The sequence below is a fragment of the Paraburkholderia nodosa DSM 21604 genome, from assembly GCF_000519185.1.
GTDB classification, from domain to species: Bacteria; Pseudomonadota; Gammaproteobacteria; order Burkholderiales; family Burkholderiaceae; genus Paraburkholderia; species Paraburkholderia nodosa.
Genome location: NZ_JAFA01000003.1, coordinates 185,536 through 207,308, shown reverse-complemented (window position 1 = coordinate 207,308; position 21,773 = coordinate 185,536). Strand labels below are relative to the sequence as shown.

General features: G+C 66.0%; 16 protein-coding genes and 2 pseudogenes. 10 read left to right on the top strand and 8 right to left on the bottom strand.

The genetic code is table 11. The features are described from left to right. Positions 1 to 14 precede the first annotated feature (14 nt). Both gabD and gabT read right to left on the bottom strand, forming a co-directional pair. Positions 15 to 1,490, bottom strand: coding sequence for an NADP-dependent succinate-semialdehyde dehydrogenase (gabD, locus tag A3CW_RS0105475; protein WP_028202656.1), 1,476 nt, complete (start codon positions 1,488 to 1,490; stop codon positions 15 to 17). A 95-nt stretch (positions 1,491 to 1,585) separates the two neighbouring features. Further along, positions 1,586 to 2,878, bottom strand: coding sequence for a 4-aminobutyrate--2-oxoglutarate transaminase (gabT, locus tag A3CW_RS0105470; protein WP_028202655.1), 1,293 nt, complete (start codon positions 2,876 to 2,878; stop codon positions 1,586 to 1,588). A 127-nt stretch (positions 2,879 to 3,005) separates the two neighbouring features. On the opposite strand from gabT, the pseudogene A3CW_RS54530 reads away from it, so the two are divergent. Both A3CW_RS54530 and pdxR read left to right on the top strand, forming a co-directional pair. Continuing rightward, positions 3,006 to 3,299: pseudogene (locus A3CW_RS54530) on the top strand (GntR family transcriptional regulator); the annotation flags it as partial. A 165-nt stretch (positions 3,300 to 3,464) separates the two neighbouring features. Next, positions 3,465 to 4,643 (top strand): annotated as a pseudogene (gene pdxR, locus A3CW_RS0105465) (MocR-like pyridoxine biosynthesis transcription factor PdxR); the annotation flags it as partial. A gap of 28 nt (positions 4,644 to 4,671) precedes the next feature. Here the strand turns inward: pdxR and A3CW_RS0105460 are convergent. The 4 genes from A3CW_RS0105460 to phnC all read right to left on the bottom strand — a co-directional run bounded on the left by A3CW_RS0105460 (position 4,672) and on the right by phnC (position 8,428). Further along, complete coding sequence (locus A3CW_RS0105460) at positions 4,672 to 5,508, bottom strand: EamA family transporter (RefSeq protein WP_028202653.1); 837 nt, start codon at positions 5,506 to 5,508, stop codon at positions 4,672 to 4,674. A gap of 157 nt (positions 5,509 to 5,665) precedes the next feature. After that, the gene (gene phnE, locus A3CW_RS0105455) at positions 5,666 to 6,547 is read right to left on the bottom strand and encodes a phosphonate ABC transporter, permease protein PhnE (RefSeq protein WP_035512444.1); all 882 of its coding nucleotides are present in this window, start codon (positions 6,545 to 6,547) and stop codon (positions 5,666 to 5,668) included. 8 nt (positions 6,548 to 6,555) lie between these two features. Then, on the bottom strand, positions 6,556 to 7,542 hold the full coding sequence (gene phnD, locus A3CW_RS0105450; RefSeq protein WP_028202651.1) for a phosphonate ABC transporter substrate-binding protein: 987 nt from the start codon (positions 7,540 to 7,542) through the stop codon (positions 6,556 to 6,558). Between the two features lie 58 nt (positions 7,543 to 7,600). Continuing rightward, the gene (gene phnC / locus A3CW_RS0105445; RefSeq protein WP_028202650.1) at positions 7,601 to 8,428 is read right to left on the bottom strand and encodes a phosphonate ABC transporter ATP-binding protein; all 828 of its coding nucleotides are present in this window, start codon (positions 8,426 to 8,428) and stop codon (positions 7,601 to 7,603) included. A 389-nt stretch (positions 8,429 to 8,817) separates the two neighbouring features. Between phnC and A3CW_RS0105440 the strand changes: the two genes are divergently transcribed. From A3CW_RS0105440 to A3CW_RS0105425, 4 genes are all read left to right on the top strand, one after another. Further along, complete coding sequence (locus A3CW_RS0105440; protein ID WP_028202649.1) at positions 8,818 to 9,852, top strand: M14 family zinc carboxypeptidase; 1,035 nt, start codon at positions 8,818 to 8,820, stop codon at positions 9,850 to 9,852. Then, positions 9,849 to 10,631 (top strand): alpha/beta fold hydrolase, encoded by a 783-nt coding sequence (locus A3CW_RS45360; protein ID WP_051481244.1) that lies wholly within the window; start codon positions 9,849 to 9,851, stop codon positions 10,629 to 10,631. The genes A3CW_RS0105440 and A3CW_RS45360 overlap by 4 nt, the downstream gene beginning before the upstream one ends. A 97-nt stretch (positions 10,632 to 10,728) precedes the next feature. Continuing rightward, positions 10,729 to 11,796: a selenide, water dikinase SelD gene (gene selD / locus A3CW_RS0105430; RefSeq protein WP_028202648.1), complete on the top strand. Its 1,068-nt coding sequence runs from the start codon at positions 10,729 to 10,731 to the stop codon at positions 11,794 to 11,796. Positions 11,797 to 11,803: 7 nt separating this feature from the next. After that, positions 11,804 to 12,709 carry a cation diffusion facilitator family transporter gene (locus tag A3CW_RS0105425; protein WP_028202647.1) on the top strand — a complete coding sequence of 302 codons (906 nt, stop codon included), beginning with the start codon at positions 11,804 to 11,806 and terminating at the stop codon, positions 12,707 to 12,709. 202 nt (positions 12,710 to 12,911) lie between these two features. Here the strand turns inward: A3CW_RS0105425 and A3CW_RS0105420 are convergent, their stop codons facing one another. After that, positions 12,912 to 13,184, bottom strand: coding sequence for a DUF4148 domain-containing protein (locus A3CW_RS0105420; RefSeq protein WP_028202646.1), 273 nt, complete (start codon positions 13,182 to 13,184; stop codon positions 12,912 to 12,914). A gap of 197 nt (positions 13,185 to 13,381) precedes the next feature. Beyond that, on the bottom strand, positions 13,382 to 14,386 hold the full coding sequence (locus A3CW_RS0105415) for a LysR family transcriptional regulator (RefSeq protein WP_028202645.1): 1,005 nt from the start codon (positions 14,384 to 14,386) through the stop codon (positions 13,382 to 13,384). Positions 14,387 to 14,574: 188 nt separating this feature from the next. Between A3CW_RS0105415 and A3CW_RS0105410 the strand changes: the two genes are divergently transcribed. The 4 genes from A3CW_RS0105410 to A3CW_RS45355 all read left to right on the top strand — a co-directional run bounded on the left by A3CW_RS0105410 (position 14,575) and on the right by A3CW_RS45355 (position 21,627). Then, positions 14,575 to 15,468, top strand: a complete 894-nt coding sequence (locus A3CW_RS0105410) for an alpha/beta hydrolase (RefSeq protein WP_035512385.1) — start codon at positions 14,575 to 14,577, stop codon at positions 15,466 to 15,468. A gap of 69 nt (positions 15,469 to 15,537) precedes the next feature. Then, positions 15,538 to 16,755: an efflux RND transporter periplasmic adaptor subunit gene (locus A3CW_RS0105405; protein WP_028202643.1), complete on the top strand. Its 1,218-nt coding sequence runs from the start codon at positions 15,538 to 15,540 to the stop codon at positions 16,753 to 16,755. Between the two features lie 103 nt (positions 16,756 to 16,858). After that, positions 16,859 to 20,044, top strand: coding sequence for an efflux RND transporter permease subunit (locus A3CW_RS0105400; RefSeq protein WP_028202642.1), 3,186 nt, complete (start codon positions 16,859 to 16,861; stop codon positions 20,042 to 20,044). A 23-nt stretch (positions 20,045 to 20,067) separates the two neighbouring features. Next, positions 20,068 to 21,627 (top strand): efflux transporter outer membrane subunit, encoded by a 1,560-nt coding sequence (locus A3CW_RS45355; protein ID WP_051481275.1) that lies wholly within the window; start codon positions 20,068 to 20,070, stop codon positions 21,625 to 21,627. The last annotated feature ends 146 nt before the right edge of the window (positions 21,628 to 21,773 follow it).

Sequence of the window (21,773 nt, the reverse complement as noted above, 5' to 3'; positions counted from 1 at the left end):
TTTGCGTCTGGTCGTTACATGCCTGCCATGCACATGTACTTGATCACCACGTAGTCGTCCACGCCGTAGTGCGAGCCTTCGCGGCCCAGGCCAGACTGCTTCACGCCGCCGAACGGCGCGACTTCGTTCGAGATCAGGCCGGTGTTGATGCCCACCATGCCGTATTCGAGCGCTTCGGCCACGCGCCACACGCGGCCGATGTCGCGGCTGTAGAAGTAGGCGGCGAGGCCGAACTCGGTATCGTTCGCCATCCTGATCACTTCTTCATCGGACGAGAAGCGGAACAGCGGCGCGAGCGGCCCGAAGGTTTCGTCGCGCGCGACCTTCATCGCGGGCGTGACGCCGGTGAGGATGGTCGGCTCGAAAAAGCCATGGCCGAGCGCGTGGCGCTTGCCGCCCGTGGTCACCTGAGCGCCTTTCGCGAGCGCATCTTCGATATGCGATTCCACCTTCAGCACGGCCGCTTCGTTGATGAGCGGGCCTTGCGTCACGCCGGACTCCGTGCCGAGGCCGACCTTGAGCTTTTCCACCGCGTCGCGCAGTTTGGCCGCGAACGCGTCGTACACGGCGTCGTGCACGTAGAAGCGGTTCGTGCACACGCAGGTCTGGCCGCTGTTGCGGTACTTCGAGGCGATCGCGCCGGCGACGGCCGCATCGAGATCGGCGTCTTCGAAGACGATGAACGGCGCGTTGCCGCCCAGTTCCAGCGAGACCTTCTTGACCGTCGAGGCGCACTGGCTCATGAGCAGGCGGCCCACCGGCGTCGAGCCCGTGAACGAGAGCTTGCGCACCGTGGGGTTGCTCGTGAGCTCGCCGCCAATCGCCTTCGGGTCGCCCGTCACGACGCTGAATACACCGCGCGGCACGCCCGCGCGCTCGGCCAGCACGGCCAGCGCGAGCGCCGAGAACGGCGTGGCTTCGGCGGGCTTGAGCACGATCGGGCAGCCTGCCGCGAGCGCGGGGCCGACCTTACGGGTAATCATCGCGGCGGGGAAATTCCACGGCGTGATCGCGGCGCACACGCCGACGGGTTCCTTCGTCACGACGATGCGCTTGTCGTTGGCGGGCGTGGGGATCGTGTCGCCATAAATACGCTTGCCTTCCTCCGCGAACCATTCGAGGAACGACGCGGCGTAGCCGATCTCGCCCTTCGCCTCGGCGAGCGGCTTGCCTTGTTCCGTGGTGAGGATGAGCGCGAGGTCGTCGGCGTTTTCCATCATCAGGTCGTGCCACTTGCGCAGGATGACGCTGCGCTCCTTCGCGGTTTTCGCGCGCCATGCGGGCCATGCGGCATTCGCGGCGGCGATCGCGCGGCGCGTTTCGGCGGCGCCCATGCGCGGCACCGTGCCGATGACCGCGCCGGTGGCGGGGTTCTTCACTTCGAACGTAGCGCCGTCTTCAGCGCCTTGCCATTCGCCGTTGATAAAGGCGCTGGTTTGCAGCAGCGATGCGTCTTTCAGGTTCATGCTTGCACTCCGGTACGTGTTCATTCGATTCGCTTGGAACGACGAACGGCACAGCGGCAAGCGCCGGTGTGCCGTTTCGCGGCTGGCTCGCTGCTCGCGGGCCAGCATGTGGTGGGGGCTTACGCCGGCACGCCCACGGCTTCCTTGACCGACTCTTCGAGGATCGCGAGCGCTTCGTCGAACACGGTCTCCTGGATCGTCAGCGGGAACAGGAAGCGCACGACGTTCGAGTACACGCCGCACACGAGCAGCAGCAGGCCGCGGTTCAGCGCGGCGGTCTGCACGCGCTTCGTGAAGTCGGCGTCGGCTTCGCTCGTGCCCGGCTTGCAGAACTCTACGGCGTTCATCGCGCCGGGGCCGCGAATGTCGGCGATTTGCGGCACGTCGGCCTTCATCGCATTGAGCTTGGCCTTGAGCTTGTCGCCGAGCTTCGTGGCGCGCTCGCAGAGCTTTTCTTCTTCGATGATCTCGATCACTGCGTGGGCCGACGCCACGGCCAGCGGGTTGCCCGCATACGTGCCGCCGAGACCGCCGGGCGCTGCCGCGTCCATGACGTCCGCGCGGCCCACCACGCCCGAGAGCGGCATGCCGCCTGCCAGGCTCTTGGCGATCGTCATGAGGTCCGGCGTGACGTCGTAGTGTTCCATCGCGAACAGCTTGCCGGTGCGCGCGAAGCCCGTTTGCACTTCGTCGGCGATCAGCAGGATGCCGTGCGTGTCGCAGATTTTGCGCAGGCCGCGTACGAAATCGGCCGGCGCCTGGTAGAAGCCGCCTTCGCCCTGTACCGGTTCGAAGATGATCGCGGCGACGCGCTTCGGATCGATGTCGGCCTTGAACAGCATCTCGATGTGCTTAAGGGAGTCGGCCGTGCTGATGCCGTGGACCGAGTTCGGGTACGGGGCATGGTACACGTCGGCCGGGAACGGGCCGAACGCGAGCTTGTACGGGGCGACCTTGCCCGTGAGCGCCATACCCATCATCGTGCGGCCGTGGAAGCCGCCTGCGAAGGCGATCACGCCCGGACGGCCCGTATGGGCGCGAGCGATCTTGACCGCGTTTTCGACGGCTTCGGCGCCGGTCGTGAAGAAGGCGGCCTTCTTGGCGAAGCTGCCCGGCGCGCGCTGGGCGACCTTCTCGGCCAGCGAGACATACGACTCGTACGGCACGATCTGATAGGCCGTGTGCGTGAACTGGTCGAGCTGCGCCTTGATGGCAGCGACGATCTTCGGATGGCGGTGGCCCGTGTTGCACACGGCGATACCGGCGGCGAAGTCGATGAAGCGGCGGCCTTCCACGTCCCACAGCTCCGCGTTTTCGGCGCGCTCGGCGTAGAAGTCGCACATCACGCCCACGCCGCGCGGGGTAATGGCGTTCTTGCGGCTTTGCAGATCGGCGTTCTTGCTCACGTTCATCTCCTGTGGAATCGGTGTCAGTTCTGAAGTTGGCTGGCGGACCGGCAAGCAGTCCATGTCGCGACTATACTCACATTTGGCTCTAAATTTCAGAGCCATTCAGTGCAATCTTTAGGAGCCAATTTCGATGCGTGCGAGTGTTCTGTCCGATTGGCTGGCCCAACGGCTCGACCGCGGAAGCGCCCAGCCGGTGTACCGGCAACTGCACAAGCTGCTGCAGCAGGCGATCCTGTCGCGCGAGCTGCCGGCCGGGGCGCGGGTGCCGTCGTCGCGGCTGCTGGCGGCCGAACTGGGGATTGCGCGCAATACCGTGACGCAGGTCTACGAACAATTGGTGCTCGAAGGCTATGTCACGTCGGCAACGGGGCGCGGCACGTTCGTGGCGGACACGTCGCCCGACGAGATCGTGGGGGCGACGGAAATTGGCCCTATGCAAACGCGCAAAAATAGCGGCGCGTCAGGAGCCGTGCAGCCTTCGGGAGAAGTCGCAACTAACCGCCAGAGCGCGCGAGGCGCGGAGACGCTTGCCGCGGAGGCACCCGGAGCCGCGGCGGCAAGCGGACTGGGAGCCGCCACGCAGGCGCAGCGCCCCGCGGCGCGCGCACTCTCGGCGCGCGGCACGCGCCTGATTACCAGCGCGGGCGTATCGAAGCGCCAGGGCGGGGCGTTCATGCCCGGCGTGCCCGACGTCTCCCGCTTCCCCGCGCGCGTGTGGACGCGTCTGCACAACAAGTACTGGCGCAGCCTGCGCCCGGACCTGCTGACGTACGCGCCCGGCGGCGGGCTGGCGCTGCTGCGCCACGTGCTGGCCGACTATCTGCGCACTTCGCGCTCGGTACGCTGCTCGCCGGAGCAGATCATCATCACGACGGGGATTCATCAGTCCATCGACCTGGCCGTGCGTCTGCTTTCCGACCCCGGCGACACCATCTGGACCGAAGACCCGTGCTACTGGGGCGTGCGCAGCGTGCTGCATGTCTCAGGCCTCAATACGCGGCCGATCGCCGTGGACAGCGAGGGGCTCAACCCGTCGGCCGACGACTTCGCCGCGCCTGCGCCGCGGCTCATGCTCGTCACGCCTTCGCATCAGTACCCGCTCGGCATGGTGATGAGCCTCGCGCGCCGGCGCATGTTGCTCGAGTACGCGCGCCAGCATCAGTGCTGGATCATCGAGGACGACTACGACAGCGAGTTCCGTTACGGCAGCCGCCCGCTCGCGTCATTGCAGGGGCTCGATACGGCGGGGCAGGTGATCTACGTGGGCAGCTTCGGCAAGACGCTGTTTCCGGGCTTGCGCGTGGGGTATCTGGTCGCGCCGGAAGCGCTGGCGGAAAGCTTCGCGACCGCGAGCGCCGAGTTGTACCGCGAGGGGCAATTGCTGCAGCAGGCCGTGCTCGCGGAGTTCATCGCCGAAGGGCATTTCACCTCGCATATCCGCAAGATGCGGGCGCTCTACGGCCAGCGCCGCCAGGTGCTGCTGGACGCCGTTGCGCGCCGCTACGGCGACGCGTTGCCCGCCATGGGTGGCGACGCGGGCCTGCACGTCGTGATGCAGCTGCCCGAAGGCAGCGACGACCGCGCCGTGGCCGAAGCCGCGCTCGCGCGCAATATCGTGGTGCGGCCGCTTTCGGGGTATTACTCGTCGCGCGAGCGCGCGAATCCGGGCTTGCTGATCGGCTATGCCTGCGTGCCCGACGAGGAGATCGCGCCGGCGTTCGACACGCTTGCCGAGGCGATCGATACGACGCTACCCGCCTTCGTGTGAGCGAAGCCGTCACGACGGCGCGAGCCGCTCACAGCCGGATCAGCACCGCCCCGCAAGTCACGAGCGCGCACGCGACCATGCGGCGCGCCGTGAGCTTCTCGTTCATGAAGAGCCAGCCGATCAGTACGGCGAAGACCGACGAGAGTTCGCGTAGCGCGGAAACCATCGCGATAGGCAGATAACGGAACGCCTCGATCACGAGGCAATACGCCGTGAGCGCGAGCACGCCCGCGAGCACGCCGCGCGCGACCGCGGACTTCGACGTGAACATCCGCGCCGCGCCGCCGCGCAGCTTGCAGACCACGAGAAACTGCGGGACGTTCCAGAGCAGATACACCCACATGATGTAGCTGATGCCGTTACCGGCCAGGCGCGCGCCGAGTCCGTCGACGACCGAATACATCGCGATGAAAAGGCCCGTGAGCAGCGCATACGGTACGCTCTCGCCGGAAAAGCGCATGCCGCGCCTGAAAGCAAGCGACATGATGCCAAGCGAAACGAGCGCGACGCCCGTGGCCGCCAGCGCATGCAGGTCTTCGTGCGCGAACACCAGCGCCCCCCCGAATACGAGCAGCGGCGAAAGCCCGCGTGCGATGGGGTAGATCTGCCCGAAGTCGCCGCTGCGATAGGCGCGGATCAGCGTGAAGCAATACACGAACTCCAGCACCACCGAAGCGGCGATATACGGCCAGCTCGCCGGCGCGGGCAGCGGCAGCACGCACACGGCGATCGCGCTCACGACGATGTACGGCACCGAGAACATGCCGAGCAGCCAGAGGCGGTCGCCCGAAACATGGAGGAAGGCGTTCCAGCTCGCGTGCATGAGTGCCGAGAGCAGGACCAGCAGAACGACGAAACTGGCCATCGGGATTGCGAATCGAATGGTTTGTTGGAGACGCGGGCCGTTGCGGCCGCAATCATGTGATTATTCCAGCGAACGCGTGTGGCCGCCAGAAATAGGGAAAAGCCGTGCGAGCCGTCGTTGTGTTTCTATTCGGCTCGCGCGGCTGTTGGGGAACGCGTCAGATCACGCGCGCGCGCAGTCTTGCGGAGATCAGATCGATGGCCGTGACGACGACGATCACCATGATGAGAACGGCGCTGGTCTGCTGATAATCGAACGAGCGGATTTCTTCATACAGCACGACGCCGATGCCGCCCGCGCCCACCATGCCTACCACCATCGCCGAGCGCACATTCGACTCGAAGCGGTAGAGCGCATACGAGATCCACAGCGGCATGACCTGGGGCAGCACGCCGTAGATGATCTCGTCGAGCGGCGAGGCGCCCGTCGCGCGCACGCCTTCCACGGGGCGCGGGTCGATGGCTTCCACCGCTTCCGCAAAGAGCTTCGCGAGCACGCCTGTCGTGTGCACCCACAAGGCGAGCACACCGGCGAACGGCCCGAGGCCCACGGCCACGATGAAGAGCATCGCGAACACCATCTCGTTGATGGCGCGGCACGCGTCCATCAAACGACGCACGGGATGCAGCACCCAGGCAGGCGCGAGATTGTGCGCCGACATCAGCCCGAACGGCACCGCGCAGACGATGGCGAGCGCCGTGCCCCACAGCGCCACCGCGATCGTGACCCACATTTCCTGGGCATACGTGCGCCATTCCGTGAAGTCCGGCGGGAAGAAGCCGCGCGCGAACGTGCCCATGTTCGCGGAGTCGGAGAACAGGTCGAGCGGGCGCATGTCGGCGCCGCGCCACGCCACGCCGAGCAGCACGAACACGATGGCCCAGAGCGCGAGCGAGGACCAGCTGCGCTTGCCTGCCAGGCCGCTCGCCGCAAGGGCGGCCGCTTGCGGCGTGGCGGCGACGTTTGGCGTCGCCGCCGGCGTGGCAGCCGGCCTCGCGACTTCTGCCTGCGGCACGGCGCGTGAGCTGTCGAAATCCATTGCGCCCATTACTGCTTCGCAGGTGCGGCGAGCGCGCCGATCTTCGCGTCGATGGCCGCGATCTGGCTCTTGCGGTCGTCGTCGGAGAGATGCGTGTCGGCGGTGATCTTCTCTTTCTGCTGGAACAGCGCGACCTGGCGGATCGGCAGGAGCTGCGCGTCGCTGGCGGGCGCGAAGCCTGCATAGCCGGTGATATCGGCCATGATCTTCTTCTCGCGCGGATCGGTTTTGCCGTAGTGGTAGAAGAAGTCGCGCAGCTTCTGCTTGGTGGCTTCAGGCAGATCCTTGCGATACACGAGCGGGTCGGACGGAATGAGCGGCGAGGTCCACAGCACGCGCACCTGGGCAAAGCGGTCCGGGTGCTTCTGTTGCAGCGTGGAAAGCTCGATGGTGTTGTTGGTGGCGATATCCACCTTGTTGTTCACCACGGCAAGCAGGTTCGCTTCATGGCTCGACGGCAGCACGGTCTTGAAGTTCGTCGCGTTCACCGAAATGCCGCGCTTCGCGAAGAGGTAATAGCCCGGAATCAGCGTGCCCGAGGTCGAATTGGGGTCGCCCCAGCCGAGCGTGAGATCCTTAGTATTCTTGAACACATCGTCGATCGACTTCACGCGGCTGTTCACGTTGGTGATGAGCACCGACTTGTAGCCCGTGTCGCCGTTCGCGTAGAGCACCTTCGCGAAGATCTCGCCATTCGAGCGATCCACGGCTTCCATCGCCGAAGCGTTGCCGAAATAGCCGATCTGCACCTTGTTGAAGCGCATGGCTTCGATGATGCCCGAGTAGTCGGTGGCGAAGAACGCATTCACATGCAGGCCGGTCTGCTTGTTCAGGTCGTCGATGAACGGTTGCCAGCGTTGCTTGAGCACCGCCGACGAGTCGGTCGAGATGATGCCGAAGCTGAGGTCTTCCGCGTGAGCGGCCGCGCTGCCGAGCGAGGCAAACGCGACGGCGCCGGCGGCGCACCAGGAGAGCATGGAGCGGAACAGTTTCATTGGGGCGGTCCGTGGTGAGGGAAAACGTTGCGGGTTGGAAAAGGGTTGGGTTGCGCGATCAGGCCGCGCGAGGCTGCGCACCGAAGCGCGTTGCCGCGGGAGGCGCAGCATCGGGTTCGAGCAGCTCGCGCGCGGCGTTGCCATAGAGCTGTTGCAGCAGGGCGGGCGTGAGCGCCGCCGATGCGCCGTCGTACACCACGCACCCGTCGCGCAGCGCGATGGTGCGCGGGCAGTACTCCATGGCGATATCCACCTGATGCAGCGAGACGACCACCGTCAAGCCGTGATCGCGGTTGAGCATGCGCATCATGTCCATCACGCGGCGCGACGATGCAGGGTCGAGCGAGGCAATGGGTTCGTCGGCGAGAATGAGGCGCGCGCGCTGCACGAGCGCGCGGGCGAGCGCCGCGCGCTGCTGCTGGCCGCCCGAGAGATTCGAGGCGCGCTCGGCGACCTTGTGCGCGATGCCGACTTCGCCGAGCGCGGCCAGCATCAGCTCGCGTTCGGCGCGCGGAAAGCGGCCCGTGAGGCGTCGCCACAACGGCAGCCGCGACAGCGCGCCGATGAGCACGTTCGTTTCGACCGTGAGGCGATGCACGAGATTGAACTGCTGAAACACGAAGCCGATGTCGCGGCGAATGCGGCGCACTTCGCGCACGATGCGGCCGTCCTGCTGAATAGGACGACCAAGAATCTCGATGCGCGAAGGCTGCGGGTCGGAAGCCGTGAAGCCCGCAATATGGCGTAGCAAGGTCGATTTGCCCGAGCCCGATGCGCCGATCAGCGCGACCATCTCGCCAACGCCTACGCGCAGGTTGATTTCGTCGAGTGCCTTGCGGCCGCTGTCGAAGCTTTTCGAGAGGCGTTCGATGCGTATGGCGTCCATAACAATCCGTCGCTGTGTAGTCGAGGGCTCATTCTAGGAAGCGACTGTGACGGTTGAGTGAAGGTGTCGCGACGTCTAGACGACTACATGTTTTGCGGCCTTCCCATCGCGGAAAATTTCGCGAAAGATGTGACAGAGGCATGACGCTAAACATCTGTCACGCTCAATATCACGGGAAGCGGCTATATTGATGGGCGACGTACGTGCTGTCCCTGGTTTTCCTGACTTGTTGCTGACTCATTGTCGACAGGGGCGGCACTCGCAAGGCAGTTGTAGACAATGCGGCCGCACGCGGCGGCCCCGACCTGGGCGGCCCCACCTAGGCGGCCCCACCTAGGCGGCCCCACCTAGGCGGCCCCAACCAAACGAGCGACGAAACCCGGCGCCATATGCAGGCACTGAGCTTCCTACCCGACAGCTTCGAGGAATACGAGGATCTCAAAATGATCCTCGATGCCGGCGCGCGCTGGCTCGACATTCGCAGCGAGGGCGAAGTCGAGGTGCGCGGCCGTACGTTTCCTCTCTATGTGGCGGCAATCGGCTCGCGCGATCCGGCCGCGCCCGGCATTGGTTTTTTCGGGGGCATTCATGGGCTCGAGCGCATTGGCTCGCAGCTCGTGCTCGACTACATGCGCGCACTGGTGGGGCGTCTAGCCTGGGACGAACTGCTCCTGCGCCAGCTCGAGTCCGTGCGCATCGTGTTCGCGCCGATCCTCAATCCCGGCGGCATGTGGCTCGCCACGCGCGCGAATCCGAACGGCGTGGACCTCATGCGCAACGCGCCGCAGGACGCCGACGAGCGCGTGCCCTTTCTCGCGGGCGGCCAGCGCGTCGGCTCGTGGCTGCCGTGGTATCGGGGGCGGCGCGGCGCGGCCATGGAGATCGAGGCGCAGGCGCTCCTGAAGATCGTCGACGAAGAACTCACGCGGCGCCCGCTTTCCTTCGCGCTCGACTGCCATTCGGGTTATGGCTGGACCGACAGCATCTGGTTTCCATACGCGCGCACGCGCCGCCTCATACGCCATCTGCCCGAAATGTACGTGCTCAAGACGATGTTCGAGCGCGCGCATCCGCATCACGGCTACACCTTCGAGCCGCAGAGCCACCAATATTTGCTGCACGGCGACTTGTGGGATTGCGCGTACGATCGCGCGCCCGACAGCAACATCTTCCTGCCGCTCACACTCGAACTGGGCTCGTGGCTGTGGATCAAGAAGAACCCGCGCCAGATCTTTTCGCGTCAGGGCATGTTCAATCCGCTCTTGCAGCATCGCACCGCGCGGGTGCTGCGGCGTCACGCGAATCTGTTCGAGTTCCTCACGCGCGCCGCGTATTCCGCGCAGCGTTGGCTGCCCGAGGGCGTGATCCGCGAGGAGGTGCTGAAAAGCGCGATCGGGCACTGGTATCGCAAGCCGGGCACATGAGCGAACCGTGGATCCTGCTGCGCGGCCTCACGCGCGAATCGCGCCACTGGGGCGCGTTCGCCGCGCGGCTTGCGGCGCGCGACGGCGTGCTGCCGATCGACCTGCCGGGCAACGGCACCGCGGCCTACGTACGCTCGCCGCTCGCGGTGGACGACTACGTGGACGCGCTGCGCGCCGAGGCGCAGCGGCACGGCGCACGCGCGCCATACCGCGTGCTGGCGATGTCGCTGGGCGGCATGGTGGCGACGGCCTGGGCGCTGCGTTACCCCGAAGAAATAGACCGGCTCGCGCTCGTGAATACGAGCATGCGGCCTTTTAGCCGCATTCACGAGCGCTTGCGGCCCTCGGCGTGGCCTGCGCTCGTGCGCGTGGCGCGGCACTGGGATGGCGGCAACAGCGGCGACATTGCCGAGACGCTGATCCACGGGCTCACCTGCGCGCGCTGCGACACGCTCGCCGCCGACCTCGAAACGTGGCGCGCGATCCGCGCGAGCGCCCACGTGAGCCGCGCGAACGCGCTGCGCCAGCTAGCCGCCGCCGCGCGCTTCAAGGCGCGCGCCGTGCCGCGCTGTGCGGTGCTCGTGGTGTCGTCGCAAGGCGACCGGCTCGTGAACCCCGTTTGCTCGGCGCGGCTCGCGCGGGCCTGGGGCGCGCCGCACGTGGAGCATCCGTGGGCGGGGCACGATCTGCCGCACGACGATCCGCAATGGCTCGTCGATACGCTCCACGCGGGCGGCGTCGCCGCGAACGCCGCTGGCCAGGCCGCCGGGCGCGGTTGAGCGGCGCCGCCGCGCGTGCGCGCCGCCCACATCGTCTGTCCGGCGATTGCCCCATAATACGAAAACTCATCCGGCACTTTCAGGACGATTTCCAGACATGAACGACAAACCCGCCATTGGCGCCGCCGTGCCGCGCCTCACGAGCCTTTCGCACGGCGGCGGCTGCGGCTGCAAGATCGCGCCGGGCGTGCTTTCCGCGCTGCTCGCCCGCAGCACGCCGCTCACCACCGTGTTTCCGAACCTGCTGGTCGGCACCGAGACCGCCGACGACGCCGCGGTCTACAAGCTCAACGACGAGCAGGCCATCGTCGCGACGACGGACTTCTTCATGCCGATCGTCGACGACCCGTACGACTTCGGCCGCATCGCCGCGACCAACGCGCTCTCGGACGTCTACGCCATGGGCGGCAAGCCGATCCTCGCGCTGGCGCTCGTGGGCATGCCCATCAACGTGCTGCCGCACGACGTGATCGCGCAGGTGCTGCGCGGCGGCGAGGACGTGTGCGCGGCCGCGGGCATTCCCGTGGCGGGCGGCCATTCGATCGACTCCGTGGAGCCCATTTACGGCCTGGCGGCGCTCGGCGTGGTGCATCCCGAACGCGTGAAGCGCAACGCGTCGGCAAAGGCCGGCGACGTGCTCGTGCTCGGCAAGCCGCTGGGCGTGGGCGTGCTTTCCGCCGCGCTCAAGAAGGAAATGCTCGGCGACGCAGGCTACAAGGCGATGGTGGCCGCCGCGACCCTGCTCAACAAGCCCGGCGCGACGCTGGCGGAGCTGCCGGGCGTGCACGCCATGACCGACGTGACGGGCTTCGGCCTGCTCGGCCACACACTCGAAATCGCGCGCGGCGCGAATCTCACCGCGCGCGTGCACTACGCCGACCTGCCGTGGCTGCCGGGCGTGCAGAAGTTCGTCGATGACGGCGTGTACACGGGCGCCTCGGGCCGCAACTGGGCCTCGTACGGCGACGCCGTCACGCTCGCGCCCAGCCTGCCCGAAAGCGCGCGCACGCTGCTCACCGACCCGCAGACTTCGGGCGGCCTGCTCGTGGCCTGCGCGCCGGAAAACGTGGACGACGTGCTGGCGATCTTCCGCGCGGAAGGCTTTGGCGACGCCCGTGTGATCGGCGAACTGGGCGCAGGCCCGGCGCGCGTGGACGTCGCATGAGGGCCGTATGAGCGGAGAATCGCCGAAAGCCATCTTCTACGCGCTCGCTGCGAACTTCGGCATAGCGGTCTGCAAGTACGCTGCCGCGGCGTTCACGGGCTCGGGATCGATGTTCGCGGAGGCGATTCACTCCACGGCCGACTGCGGCAATCAACTGCTGCTGCTGTTCGGCCTGCGCCAGTCGCGCGAGCCGCCCACGCCGCTGCATCCCATGGGCACGGGCCGCGCGATCAACTTCTATTCGCTGCTCGTGGCGCTGCTGCTGTTTTTCGTGGGCGGTGCGTTCTCGGTGTACGAGGGCGTGCACCGGCTGATTGCGCGCGAGCCGTTGCGATTCGTGTATGTGGCGCTCGTCGTGCTCGGCATTTCCGTAGTGCTCGAAGCGTTTTCGCTTTACGGTGCGATGCGCGAGATTCGCAAGGGCGCGCCTACGAAGTCGTTGTGGCGCTGGGCGCGCGAAACGCGCGATTCCGACCTGCTCGTCGTGGCGGGCGAAGACATCGCCGCGCTGGCGGGTCTCGCCATCGCGTTCGCCGCCGTGCTGCTCACGGTCATCACGGGCAATCCGGTATGGGACGCATGCGGCTCGATCGGCGTGGGCGTACTGCTCATGCTGATTGCGTGGTTCATCGCGCGCGAAGTGAAGTCGATGATCGTCGGCGAATCGGCCAGCCCGGAAATGCGGCGCGATATCGAATCGTTCTTGCGCGCGCGGCCCGAGATTCGCAGCATCATCAGCCTCATTACCCTGCAATGGGGCAAGGAGGTGATGGTGGCGGTGCAGTGCGAAATGCTCGAGTACGACCACAGCCGCACCATGGTCGAGGCGATCAACGAGATCGAAGCCGATCTGCAGGCGCGCTTTCCCCTCGTGCGCTGGGTGTTTTTCGAGCCGGATTTCGTGAACCGGTAACGCCAGGGCCCGACGGTTGCAAAACCGCCGGGCCCTTTCACACGTTTCACATCTTCACGCGCGCTTCACATTTCAATGCCGAAACGGCGTCCACACGGGCGTGGTGTTGTCCCACTGCTCGAGTTCGGAAGGTACGGTCTGATTCATATTGGACTCCTACGTTTTTCGTCTTGCAATCGAAATGCCGATGCGTCTTGCGGGCTTATTCGCCAGCCTGCGCAACGCGCTGGGCGTTGTTCGCGCGGCTTTCCTGCAGCGCGATGCGTTGCGCTTGCGTGCGGCCGATCAGGCTTTGCTCGGGGTAGCTCGTCTTGTTCAGCGAAGGCAGCGTGCCGTCGCGATACGCGGCAGCGATTTCCGCCTTCACTTCGGCGCGGGTTTTCGGAGCGCTGTTGTCCTGGGCGAAGGCCGAAGCGCTGGCGGCGAGCGAGAGAACGAGCGTGGCGCCAATGGCGGCTGCGAGAGTGCGTTTCATGATCTGCTCCTTTTGTACTGATGCCACGTGGGTCGCGGCGACAGGAGCAAATGTAGTTGCGCAGCCGTTTGCGATAAACGGCCGGAACGCGAAAGCAATTGTCGAAAATCTGGAACAATCGCTGCACCGCGCCCGCAAAGCCTTTGCGGGCGCGGCTCTGAGGGTGGGCGCAGCGCTACGGCGTTACGCCGCCCAGCCTATGCGGCCCATTCCGAAATAACGGGCGTTTCGAGCGCCGGCGCGTTTTCGCGCTCTTCGAGCGTGCGCATCGTGCAGGCCTTGTCGAGCGAGGCGCGGCCGCTCAGGAGCGGGCAGCGGTCGAACACTTCGGCGATCCAGTCCACGAACACGCGCACTTTGGGTGACAGATGGCGGCTGTGCGGATAGACGGCCGAAATCGGCATGGGCAGCGGTTTGTAATCGGGCAGCACTTCGACGAGCGCGCCCGACTTCAGGTGCGGCAGCACCATGTAGCGCGGCCCCTGAATCAGGCCAAAGCCTTCGATGCCGCAGGTCACGTAAGCGTCCGCGTCGTTTACCGAGACCATGCTCTTGAGCTTGACCTCCACTTCCTTGCCGTCGACGAGAAACGCCCAGTCCATCACGCGACCCGTGCGCGACGAGAAGTAGTTCACGGCGCGATGCTCGGCCAGTTCTTCGAGCGTCTGCGGCATGCCGTGGCGCTCCAGATACGACGGCGCCGCGCACGACACGCCTTCGAAAATGCCAATGCGCCGCGCGACCAGCGACGAGTCCTGCAGCGCACCCACGCGCACCACGCAATCCACGCCTTCCTGCAGCAAGTCCACGGGGCGATCGGATAGCCCGAGTTGCAGGTCGATGTCCGGATAGCGCCCGTGAAATTCGCACAGCGACGGAATTATGATGAGCCGCCCGATCGAGCCGGGCATGTCGATGCGCAGTTTGCCGTGCGGCTTGCGGTTGCGATCCTGGAATGTGGTTTCCGTTTCCTCGACGTCCGCGAGAATGCGCACGCAGCGCTCGTAGTACGCCGCGCCATCGGGCGTGAGCGACAGACGGCGCGTGGTGCGATGCATGAGGCGCACGCCGAGAAACGCTTCGAGATTCTGAATGATCGTCGTGACCGAAGCACGCGGCATGTCGAGCGTTTCGGCAGCACGCGTGAAGCTGTTGGTATCGACGACGCGGGTGAACACCTGCATGGCCTGAAGGCGGTCCATTGCCACTCTCCAAAAAGCTTCGGTCGCACGGCGCGCGGCGTTCGAAAGAAACGCACGCGCAGAAAGAGGAGACAGATTGTTCAGGTGCGCCGAATTGTGTTGCCGGATTATAGGCATTTATTTGCAAGTCTGCCGAACCCACAATTCGTTCCATTCGAATCTACTCTCGCGCATTGCGCCGATTTGACATGGATGTCTTTAAACGCCCAACGTCTTGGACCTCCGCGGAGGAAGCGCCGCTGGCCGAAGTGCCCGCGGCCCTGCCTGTTACCGCGTCCGCCAAGCCTGGCAAGGTGCGCGCGCTGCTCACGACCGACGTGGTGATCGAAGGCTACGCCCAGCAGATTCCGCTGCGGCTGTACCGCCCGGAAGCCGCGAATGGTCTGCCGGTGTTGCTCTATTTCCACGGCGGCGGCTTCGTGCGCGGGTCGATCGAGGAAGCGGATGCGGTGGGGCGCTTTCTCGCAGAACGCTTACCAGCGCTCGTGGTGAGCGTGGGGTATTCGCTCGCGCCCAGGCACCCGTTTCCCGCCGCGCCAGAAGATGCGCATCGCGCGGCGCTGTGGGCGCTGACGCGGGCCCGCGCCTTCGGCGGCAATCCGAAGCGTGTGATCGCGGCGGGCCACGACGCGGGCGGCCAGATCGCCAACGTGCTCGCCTTCATGGGCCGCGATCGCGGCGACGTGAAGCTCGCGGCGCAGGCGCTGTTTGCGCCGATGCTCGACCCGAGCCTCACGCGTCTTGGCGACGAGGCGCGGCTTGGCTCGGATATCACCGCAAGCGAATGCGCGGCGTGTTATCGCGCGTATCTGCCCGATGCGACGCAGCGCATGCATCCCTACGCCGCGCCGCTCGAATCGCTGCGTCTTGGCGGCTTGCCGCCCACGCTCATCGTGACCGCACAGAACGACGTGCTGCACATCGAAGCGGAGAAGTACGCGAGCCGCCTGATCGACGCGGGCGTGCGCACCCAGGTGGTGCGCTACCCGAGCGTTTCGCACGCGAACCTCGCTGCGCATCCAGCCGCGCTCAGCGAGGCTGTACGGTTTTTCCAATGTTGCTTCGACGCGGGCGCGTCATAGACGAAGCACCCTTGCGGCGGTGCTGCCGAACCAGTGAAGAACAATCAACCATTATTTCTGGAGTCCGACATGTCACTTTTTTCGCAATCCCGAACCCGTATCGCGCTAGCGGTCATTGGCGTGCTCGTGGTCGCGGGCCTCGGCACCCTCGGGGCCATCCGCCTCGACTCGCACCCTGCCGTTGCCGCTGAAGCGCCGCCGGCACCCGAGGTCGATGTCGCAGCCGTGCTCAATCGCACCATCACCGACTGGCAGAGCTACTCGGGCCGCATGGCCGCCGTCGAGAAAGTGGAGATACGTCCGCAGGTTTCCGGCACGATCGTCTCCGTGAACTTCCGTGACGGCGCGCTCGTGAAGCAGGGGGAAACACTGTTCGTGATCGACCCGCGCCCGTACCAGGCGGCGGTCGATCAAGCCGCTGCGCAGCTGGCAGCCGCTCAGGCGCGCACGGGCTACGCGCAAAGCGACTGGGAGCGCGCGCAGCGCCTGATTGGCGACAACGCCATCGCGAAGCGCGATTACGACGAGAAGCAGAACGCCTCGCGCGAAGCGAACGCGAATCTCAAGGCCGCGCAGGCCGCGCTCGAAGCCGCGCAGATCAACCTGGGCTACACACGCATCGTCGCGCCGGTGGCGGGGCGTGTGTCGCGCGCCGAGATCACGGTGGGCAACGTCGTTTCGGCGGGCGCAAGCGCCGCGGCGCTCACGACGCTCGTTTCCGTTTCGCCCATCTACGCCGAATTCGACGCCGACGAGCAGACCTATCTCGACTACATCAGCCGCATGAAGGATGGCTCGAAGGTGCCGGTGGAACTGGGTCTGGCGAACGAATCGGGATATTCGCGCACCGGCACGATCGAGTCGGTGGATAACCGTCTCGACACCACGTCGGGCACGATCCGCGTGCGCGCGCGCTTCGACAACGCCGACGGCGCGCTGGTGCCGGGGCTGTACGCACGCATCAAGGTGGGCGGCAGCGCCCCGCACCCGGCGCTGCTCGTGGACGACGCCGCCATCGGCACCGACCAGGACAAGAAGTTCGTGTACGTCGTGGATAGCAGCGGCAAGATCGCGTACCGCACGGTGCAAACGGGCGGCCAGCAGGGCAACCTGCGCGTGATTCTGGGCGGCCTGAAGGCGGGCGACCACGTGGTGGTGAACGGCACGCAGCGCGTGCGCCCCGGTGAAGCCGTGCGCTCGCACATGGTGCCGATGAACGGCGACCCCGACGCCGATTCGACCAACACGGCAGCGAACCCCGGCGCCAAGGCAGCGAAAACGTCCTGACGAGCGGCGGGCGCAGGCGATCGCAGCGTACGCCTGTCCATCAGTCAGGATGCCTAAGCAGCAAGATTCGCGTCAAATTGAGCGTCATGAACAAGAGCAACCCATGAACATATCGAAATTCTTCATCGACCGGCCGATCTTCGCGGGCGTGCTGTCCGTGCTGATCCTGCTGGCCGGCGTGATCGCGCTGTTCCAGTTGCCGATCTCCGAGTACCCCGAGGTCGTGCCGCCTTCGGTGGTGGTCCACGCGCAATATCCGGGTGCGAACCCGAAGGTGATCGCCGAAGCCGTCGCCGCGCCGCTCGAGGAGCAGATCAACGGCGTCGAGAACATGCTGTACATGCAGTCGCAAGCCAATAGCGACGGCAATCTCACGCTCACGGTCACGTTTCGCCTCGGCACCGACCCGGACAAGGCCACGCAGCTCGTGCAGAACCGCGTGAACCAGGCGCTGCCGCGCCTGCCGGAAGACGTGCAGCGTCTTGGCATCACGACCATCAAGAGCTCGCCCACGCTCACGATGGTGGTGCACCTGATCTCGCCGGACAACCGGTACGACATGACTTACCTGCGCAATTACGCGCTGCTCAACGTGAAGGACCGCCTCTCGAACATCCAGGGCGTGGGCGAGGTGCAGCTGTGGGGTTCGGGCGACTACGCCATGCGCATCTGGCTCGACCCGCAGAAGGTGGCGCAGCGCAACCTCACCGCGAACGACGTGGTCAACGCGATTCGCGAGCAGAACGTGCAGGTGGCGGCGGGCGTGATCGGCGCGTCGCCTAGCGTGCCTGGCACGCCGTTCCAGCTCAACGTCAATGCCCAGGGCCGTCTGCGCACGGAAAGCGAGTTCGGCAACATCATCGTCAAGACGAATCCCGATGGCGGCGTGACGTACCTGCGCGATATCGCGCGTATCGAGCTGGCGGCCTCCGAATATGGCCTGCGCTCGCTGCTCGACAACAAACCGGCCGTTGCGCTCGCCATCAACCAGGCGCCGGGCGCGAACTCGCTCGCGATTTCGGACCAGGTGCGCGCGGCGATGAAGGAACTCAAGCAGGACATGCCGGCCGGCGTGGATTACCGCATCGTCTACGACCCCACGCAGTTCGTGCGCTCCAGTATCGAAGCCGTGGTGCATACGCTGCTCGAAGCGATCGCGCTCGTGGTGATCGTGGTGATCGTGTTCCTGCAAACGTGGCGCGCCTCGATCATTCCGTTGATCGCGGTGCCGGTGTCGATCGTCGGGACGTTCTCGCTGCTGCTTGCGTTCGGCTTCTCGATCAACGCGCTATCGCTGTTCGGGATGGTGCTCGCCATCGGCATCGTGGTCGACGATGCCATCGTGGTGGTCGAAAACGTGGAGCGCAATATCGCCAGCGGGCTATCCGCACGCGATGCGACGTATAAGGCCATGCAGGAAGTGAGCGGGCCGATCATCGCTATTGCGCTCACGCTCGTGGCCGTGTTCGTGCCGCTCGCGTTCATGAGCGGTCTTACGGGCCAGTTCTACAAGCAGTTCGCGATGACCATCGCGATTTCCACGGTGATCTCGGCGTTCAACTCGCTTACGCTTTCGCCGGCACTTTCGGCGCTGCTGCTGCGCGGTCACGGCGAGAAGGAAGACTGGCTCACGCGTGGGATGAACCTCGTGCTGGGCGGCTTTTTCCGCCGCTTCAACCAGGTGTTCCATCGCGGCTCGGAAAGCTATGGGCGCGGCGTGAACGGCGTGCTGCGCCACAAGGGCGCGATGCTCGGGGTCTATGTGGTGCTGATCGCCGCAACGGTGCTGATGGCGCGTGTGGTGCCGGGCGGCTTCGTGCCCGCGCAGGACAAGGAGTATCTGATCGCGTTCGCGCAACTGCCCAATGGCGCTGCGCTCGACCGCACCGAGAACGTGATTCGCGACATGAGCGCCATTGCGCTCAAGCAGCCCGGCGTGGAAAGCGCCGTGGCGTTCCCGGGCCTGTCGGTGAACGGTTTCACGAATAGTTCGAGCGCGGGCATTGTGTTCGTCACGCTCAAGCCGTTCAAGGAGCGCAAGGGCAAGGCGCTGTCGGCCGGCGCGATCGCGGGTGCGCTGAACCAGCAGTACGCCAGCATCAAGGATTCGTTCATCGCCGTGTTCCCGCCGCCGCCGGTGCTCGGCCTCGGTACGCTGGGCGGCTTCAAGTTGCAGCTGGAGGATCATGGCGCGCTCGGCTATGAGGCGCTCAACCGCGCGACGCAGGACTTCGTCAAGCGCGCGGCGCAAACGCCGGAGCTGGGCCCGACGTTCACGAACTATCAGATCAACGTACCGCAGCTGAACGTCGATCTCGATCGCACGAAGGCGAAGCAGCTTGGCGTGCCGGTCACAGACGTGTTCGATACGATGCAGATCTATCTGGGTTCGCTCTACGTGAACGACTTCAACCGCTTCGGACGCGTGTATCAGGTGCGCGTGCAGGCCGATGCGCCGTTCCGCCAGCGCGCCGACGACATCCTGCAACTGAAGACGCGCAACGCCGCGGGCGAGATGGTGCCGCTCTCGTCGCTCGTCACGGTCACGCCCACGTATGGCCCCGAGATGGTGGTGCGCTACAACGGCTACACCGCCGCCGACGTCAACGGCGGCCCGGCACCCGGTTATTCGTCGGGCCAGGCGCAGGCGGCGGCGGAACGGATCGCGGCTGAGGTGCTGCCGCGCGGCGTCAAGTTCGAGTGGACCGACCTCACGTACCAGCAGGTGCTGGCGGGCAATGCGGGCATCTGGGTGTTCCCGATCAGTGTGCTGCTCGTGTTCCTCGTGCTGGCGGCGCTTTACGAGAGCTTGACGCTGCCGCTCGCGGTGATCCTGATCGTGCCGATGAGCGTGCTGTGTGCGCTCACGGGCGTGTGGCTCACGCAGGGCGACAACAACATCTTCACGCAGATCGGCTTGATGGTGCTGGTGGGGCTCGCTTCGAAGAACGCGATCCTGATCGTCGAGTTTGCGCGCGAGCTGGAGCACGACGGACATACGCCGCTTACCGCTGCCATCGAGGCGAGCCGCCTGCGTCTGCGCCCGATCCTGATGACGTCCATCGCGTTCATCATGGGCGTGGTGCCGCTCGTGATCTCCAGCGGCGCGGGTTCGGAAATGCGTCATGCAATGGGCGTGGCCGTGTTCTTCGGCATGCTCGGCGTGACCGCATTCGGCCTGTTGCTGACGCCGGTATTCTATGTGGTGCTGCGCACGCTCGCGGGCGGCAAGATTCACGTCGCGCAGAAGGACAATGCGCGCAAGCCGCAGTCGATGGTCGACGCGTAAGGCGACAAGGGAAAATGATCAATATGACTAACGAATCCAGCTTGCGCTATCGCGCGCATGCCGTGCCGGGAGGCGGGCATGTCGCGCGTATCACACGAATCGCGGCGAGCGTCGCGCTCTTTGCCTGGCTCGCGGCCTGCTCGGTCGAGCCGACCTACAAGGTGCCCGACGCCGCCGTGCCCGCCGCTTACAAGGAAGCGCCGCAGCAAACGCAGAGCACGAATCCGCACGACGTGGGCACGTGGACGCCCGCGCAGCCCGCCGACGACACCCATCGCGGCGAATGGTGGACGGCGTTCGACGACCCGACGCTCGACAAGCTCGAGCAGCAGGCGCTCGAAGCGAACCAGGACCTCAAGGCGGCGGCCGCGCGCGTGCAGCAGGCGCGTGCCCTGACGCAGGCCGCGCGCGCCTCGTGGTTCCCGTCGATCGATGCGGGCTTCGGCCCGACCTATGAGCGCGCCTCGCCAGCTTCGCAGTATCTGCCGCAGAACGCCAATGTGCCCGCACAAACGCTGTGGCGCGCGCAGGCCACGGCGAGCTACGAGGTGGACCTGTTCGGCCGCGTGAGTTCGAACGTGCACGCGGCGCAGGCAGACGCCCAGCAAAGCGAAGCCTTGTTCCTCTCGGTGCAGCTCGCGTTGCAGGCCGACGTTGCGCAGAATTACTTCCAGCTGCGCCAGTTCGACTCCGACGTCGATTTGTACCGCCGCACGGTGGCGCTGCGCGAAGACGCGCTCAAACTCGTCGAGCGCCGCTTCAAGGAAGGCGACATCAGCGCGCTGGACGTCGCGCAGGCGCGCAACGAACTCGCGAGCGCGCGCGCCGACGCGGTGGGCGTCGCGCGTCAGCGCGCGGCCTCGGAGCACAGCCTCGCGATCCTGCTCGGCAAGGCGCCCGCGGACTTCACGTTCCCCGAAACGCCGCTCGCGCCGGTGCTCGTGCAAGTGCCGCCGGGCCTGCCTTCCACGCTGCTGGAGCGACGCCCCGACGTGGCCGCCGCCGAGCGCGCCATGGCGGCCGCGAACGCACGCGTGGGGCTCGCGAAGTCGGCGTTCTTCCCGCAGCTCAACATCACGGGTGCGGCCGGCTTCGAGTCGGCCACGCTCGGCGACCTGTTCATGTGGTCGAGCCGCGCGTTCCTGCTCGGGCCGCTCGCGGGTACGGCGCTCACGCTGCCGCTGTTCGACGGCGGCCGTCGCAAGGCGAATCTCGCCCAGTCGCGCGGGAAGTATGAAGAAGATGTTGCGCAATACCGCCAGCAGGTGCTCGTGGCCTTCCGCGAGGTCGAGGACAATCTCTCCGACCTGCGCCTGCTCGACGACCAGATCCGCGAGCAGAACGACGCGGTGAGCGCTTCGCAGCAGTCGGCGCACCTTTCGCGCACGCAGTACGAGGAAGGCGAGGTCAGCTATCTGAACGTGATCGACAGCGAACGGACGGTGCTCGTGTCGCAGTTGCAGGCCAGCCATCTGCAGGGCTCGCAGGCCGTGGCGACCGTCAACCTGATCCGCGCACTGGGCGGAGGCTGGGGCGACGCGAAGCCCGGCGACGCTCCGCCGGTGCCGCTCGCGGCGCGCTAGACCGCGCGTTGAACCGCGTGTCAAACCCCGCGTAAAAAGCTGCAACGCTCGCCGCCTGTGCATATCGCAGGCGGCGATTTCCTTTGCGCAATCGCTTCGTAGACCCGGCCCCGCCGCGCCCCTATCATCGTCTGGACCCATCTGGA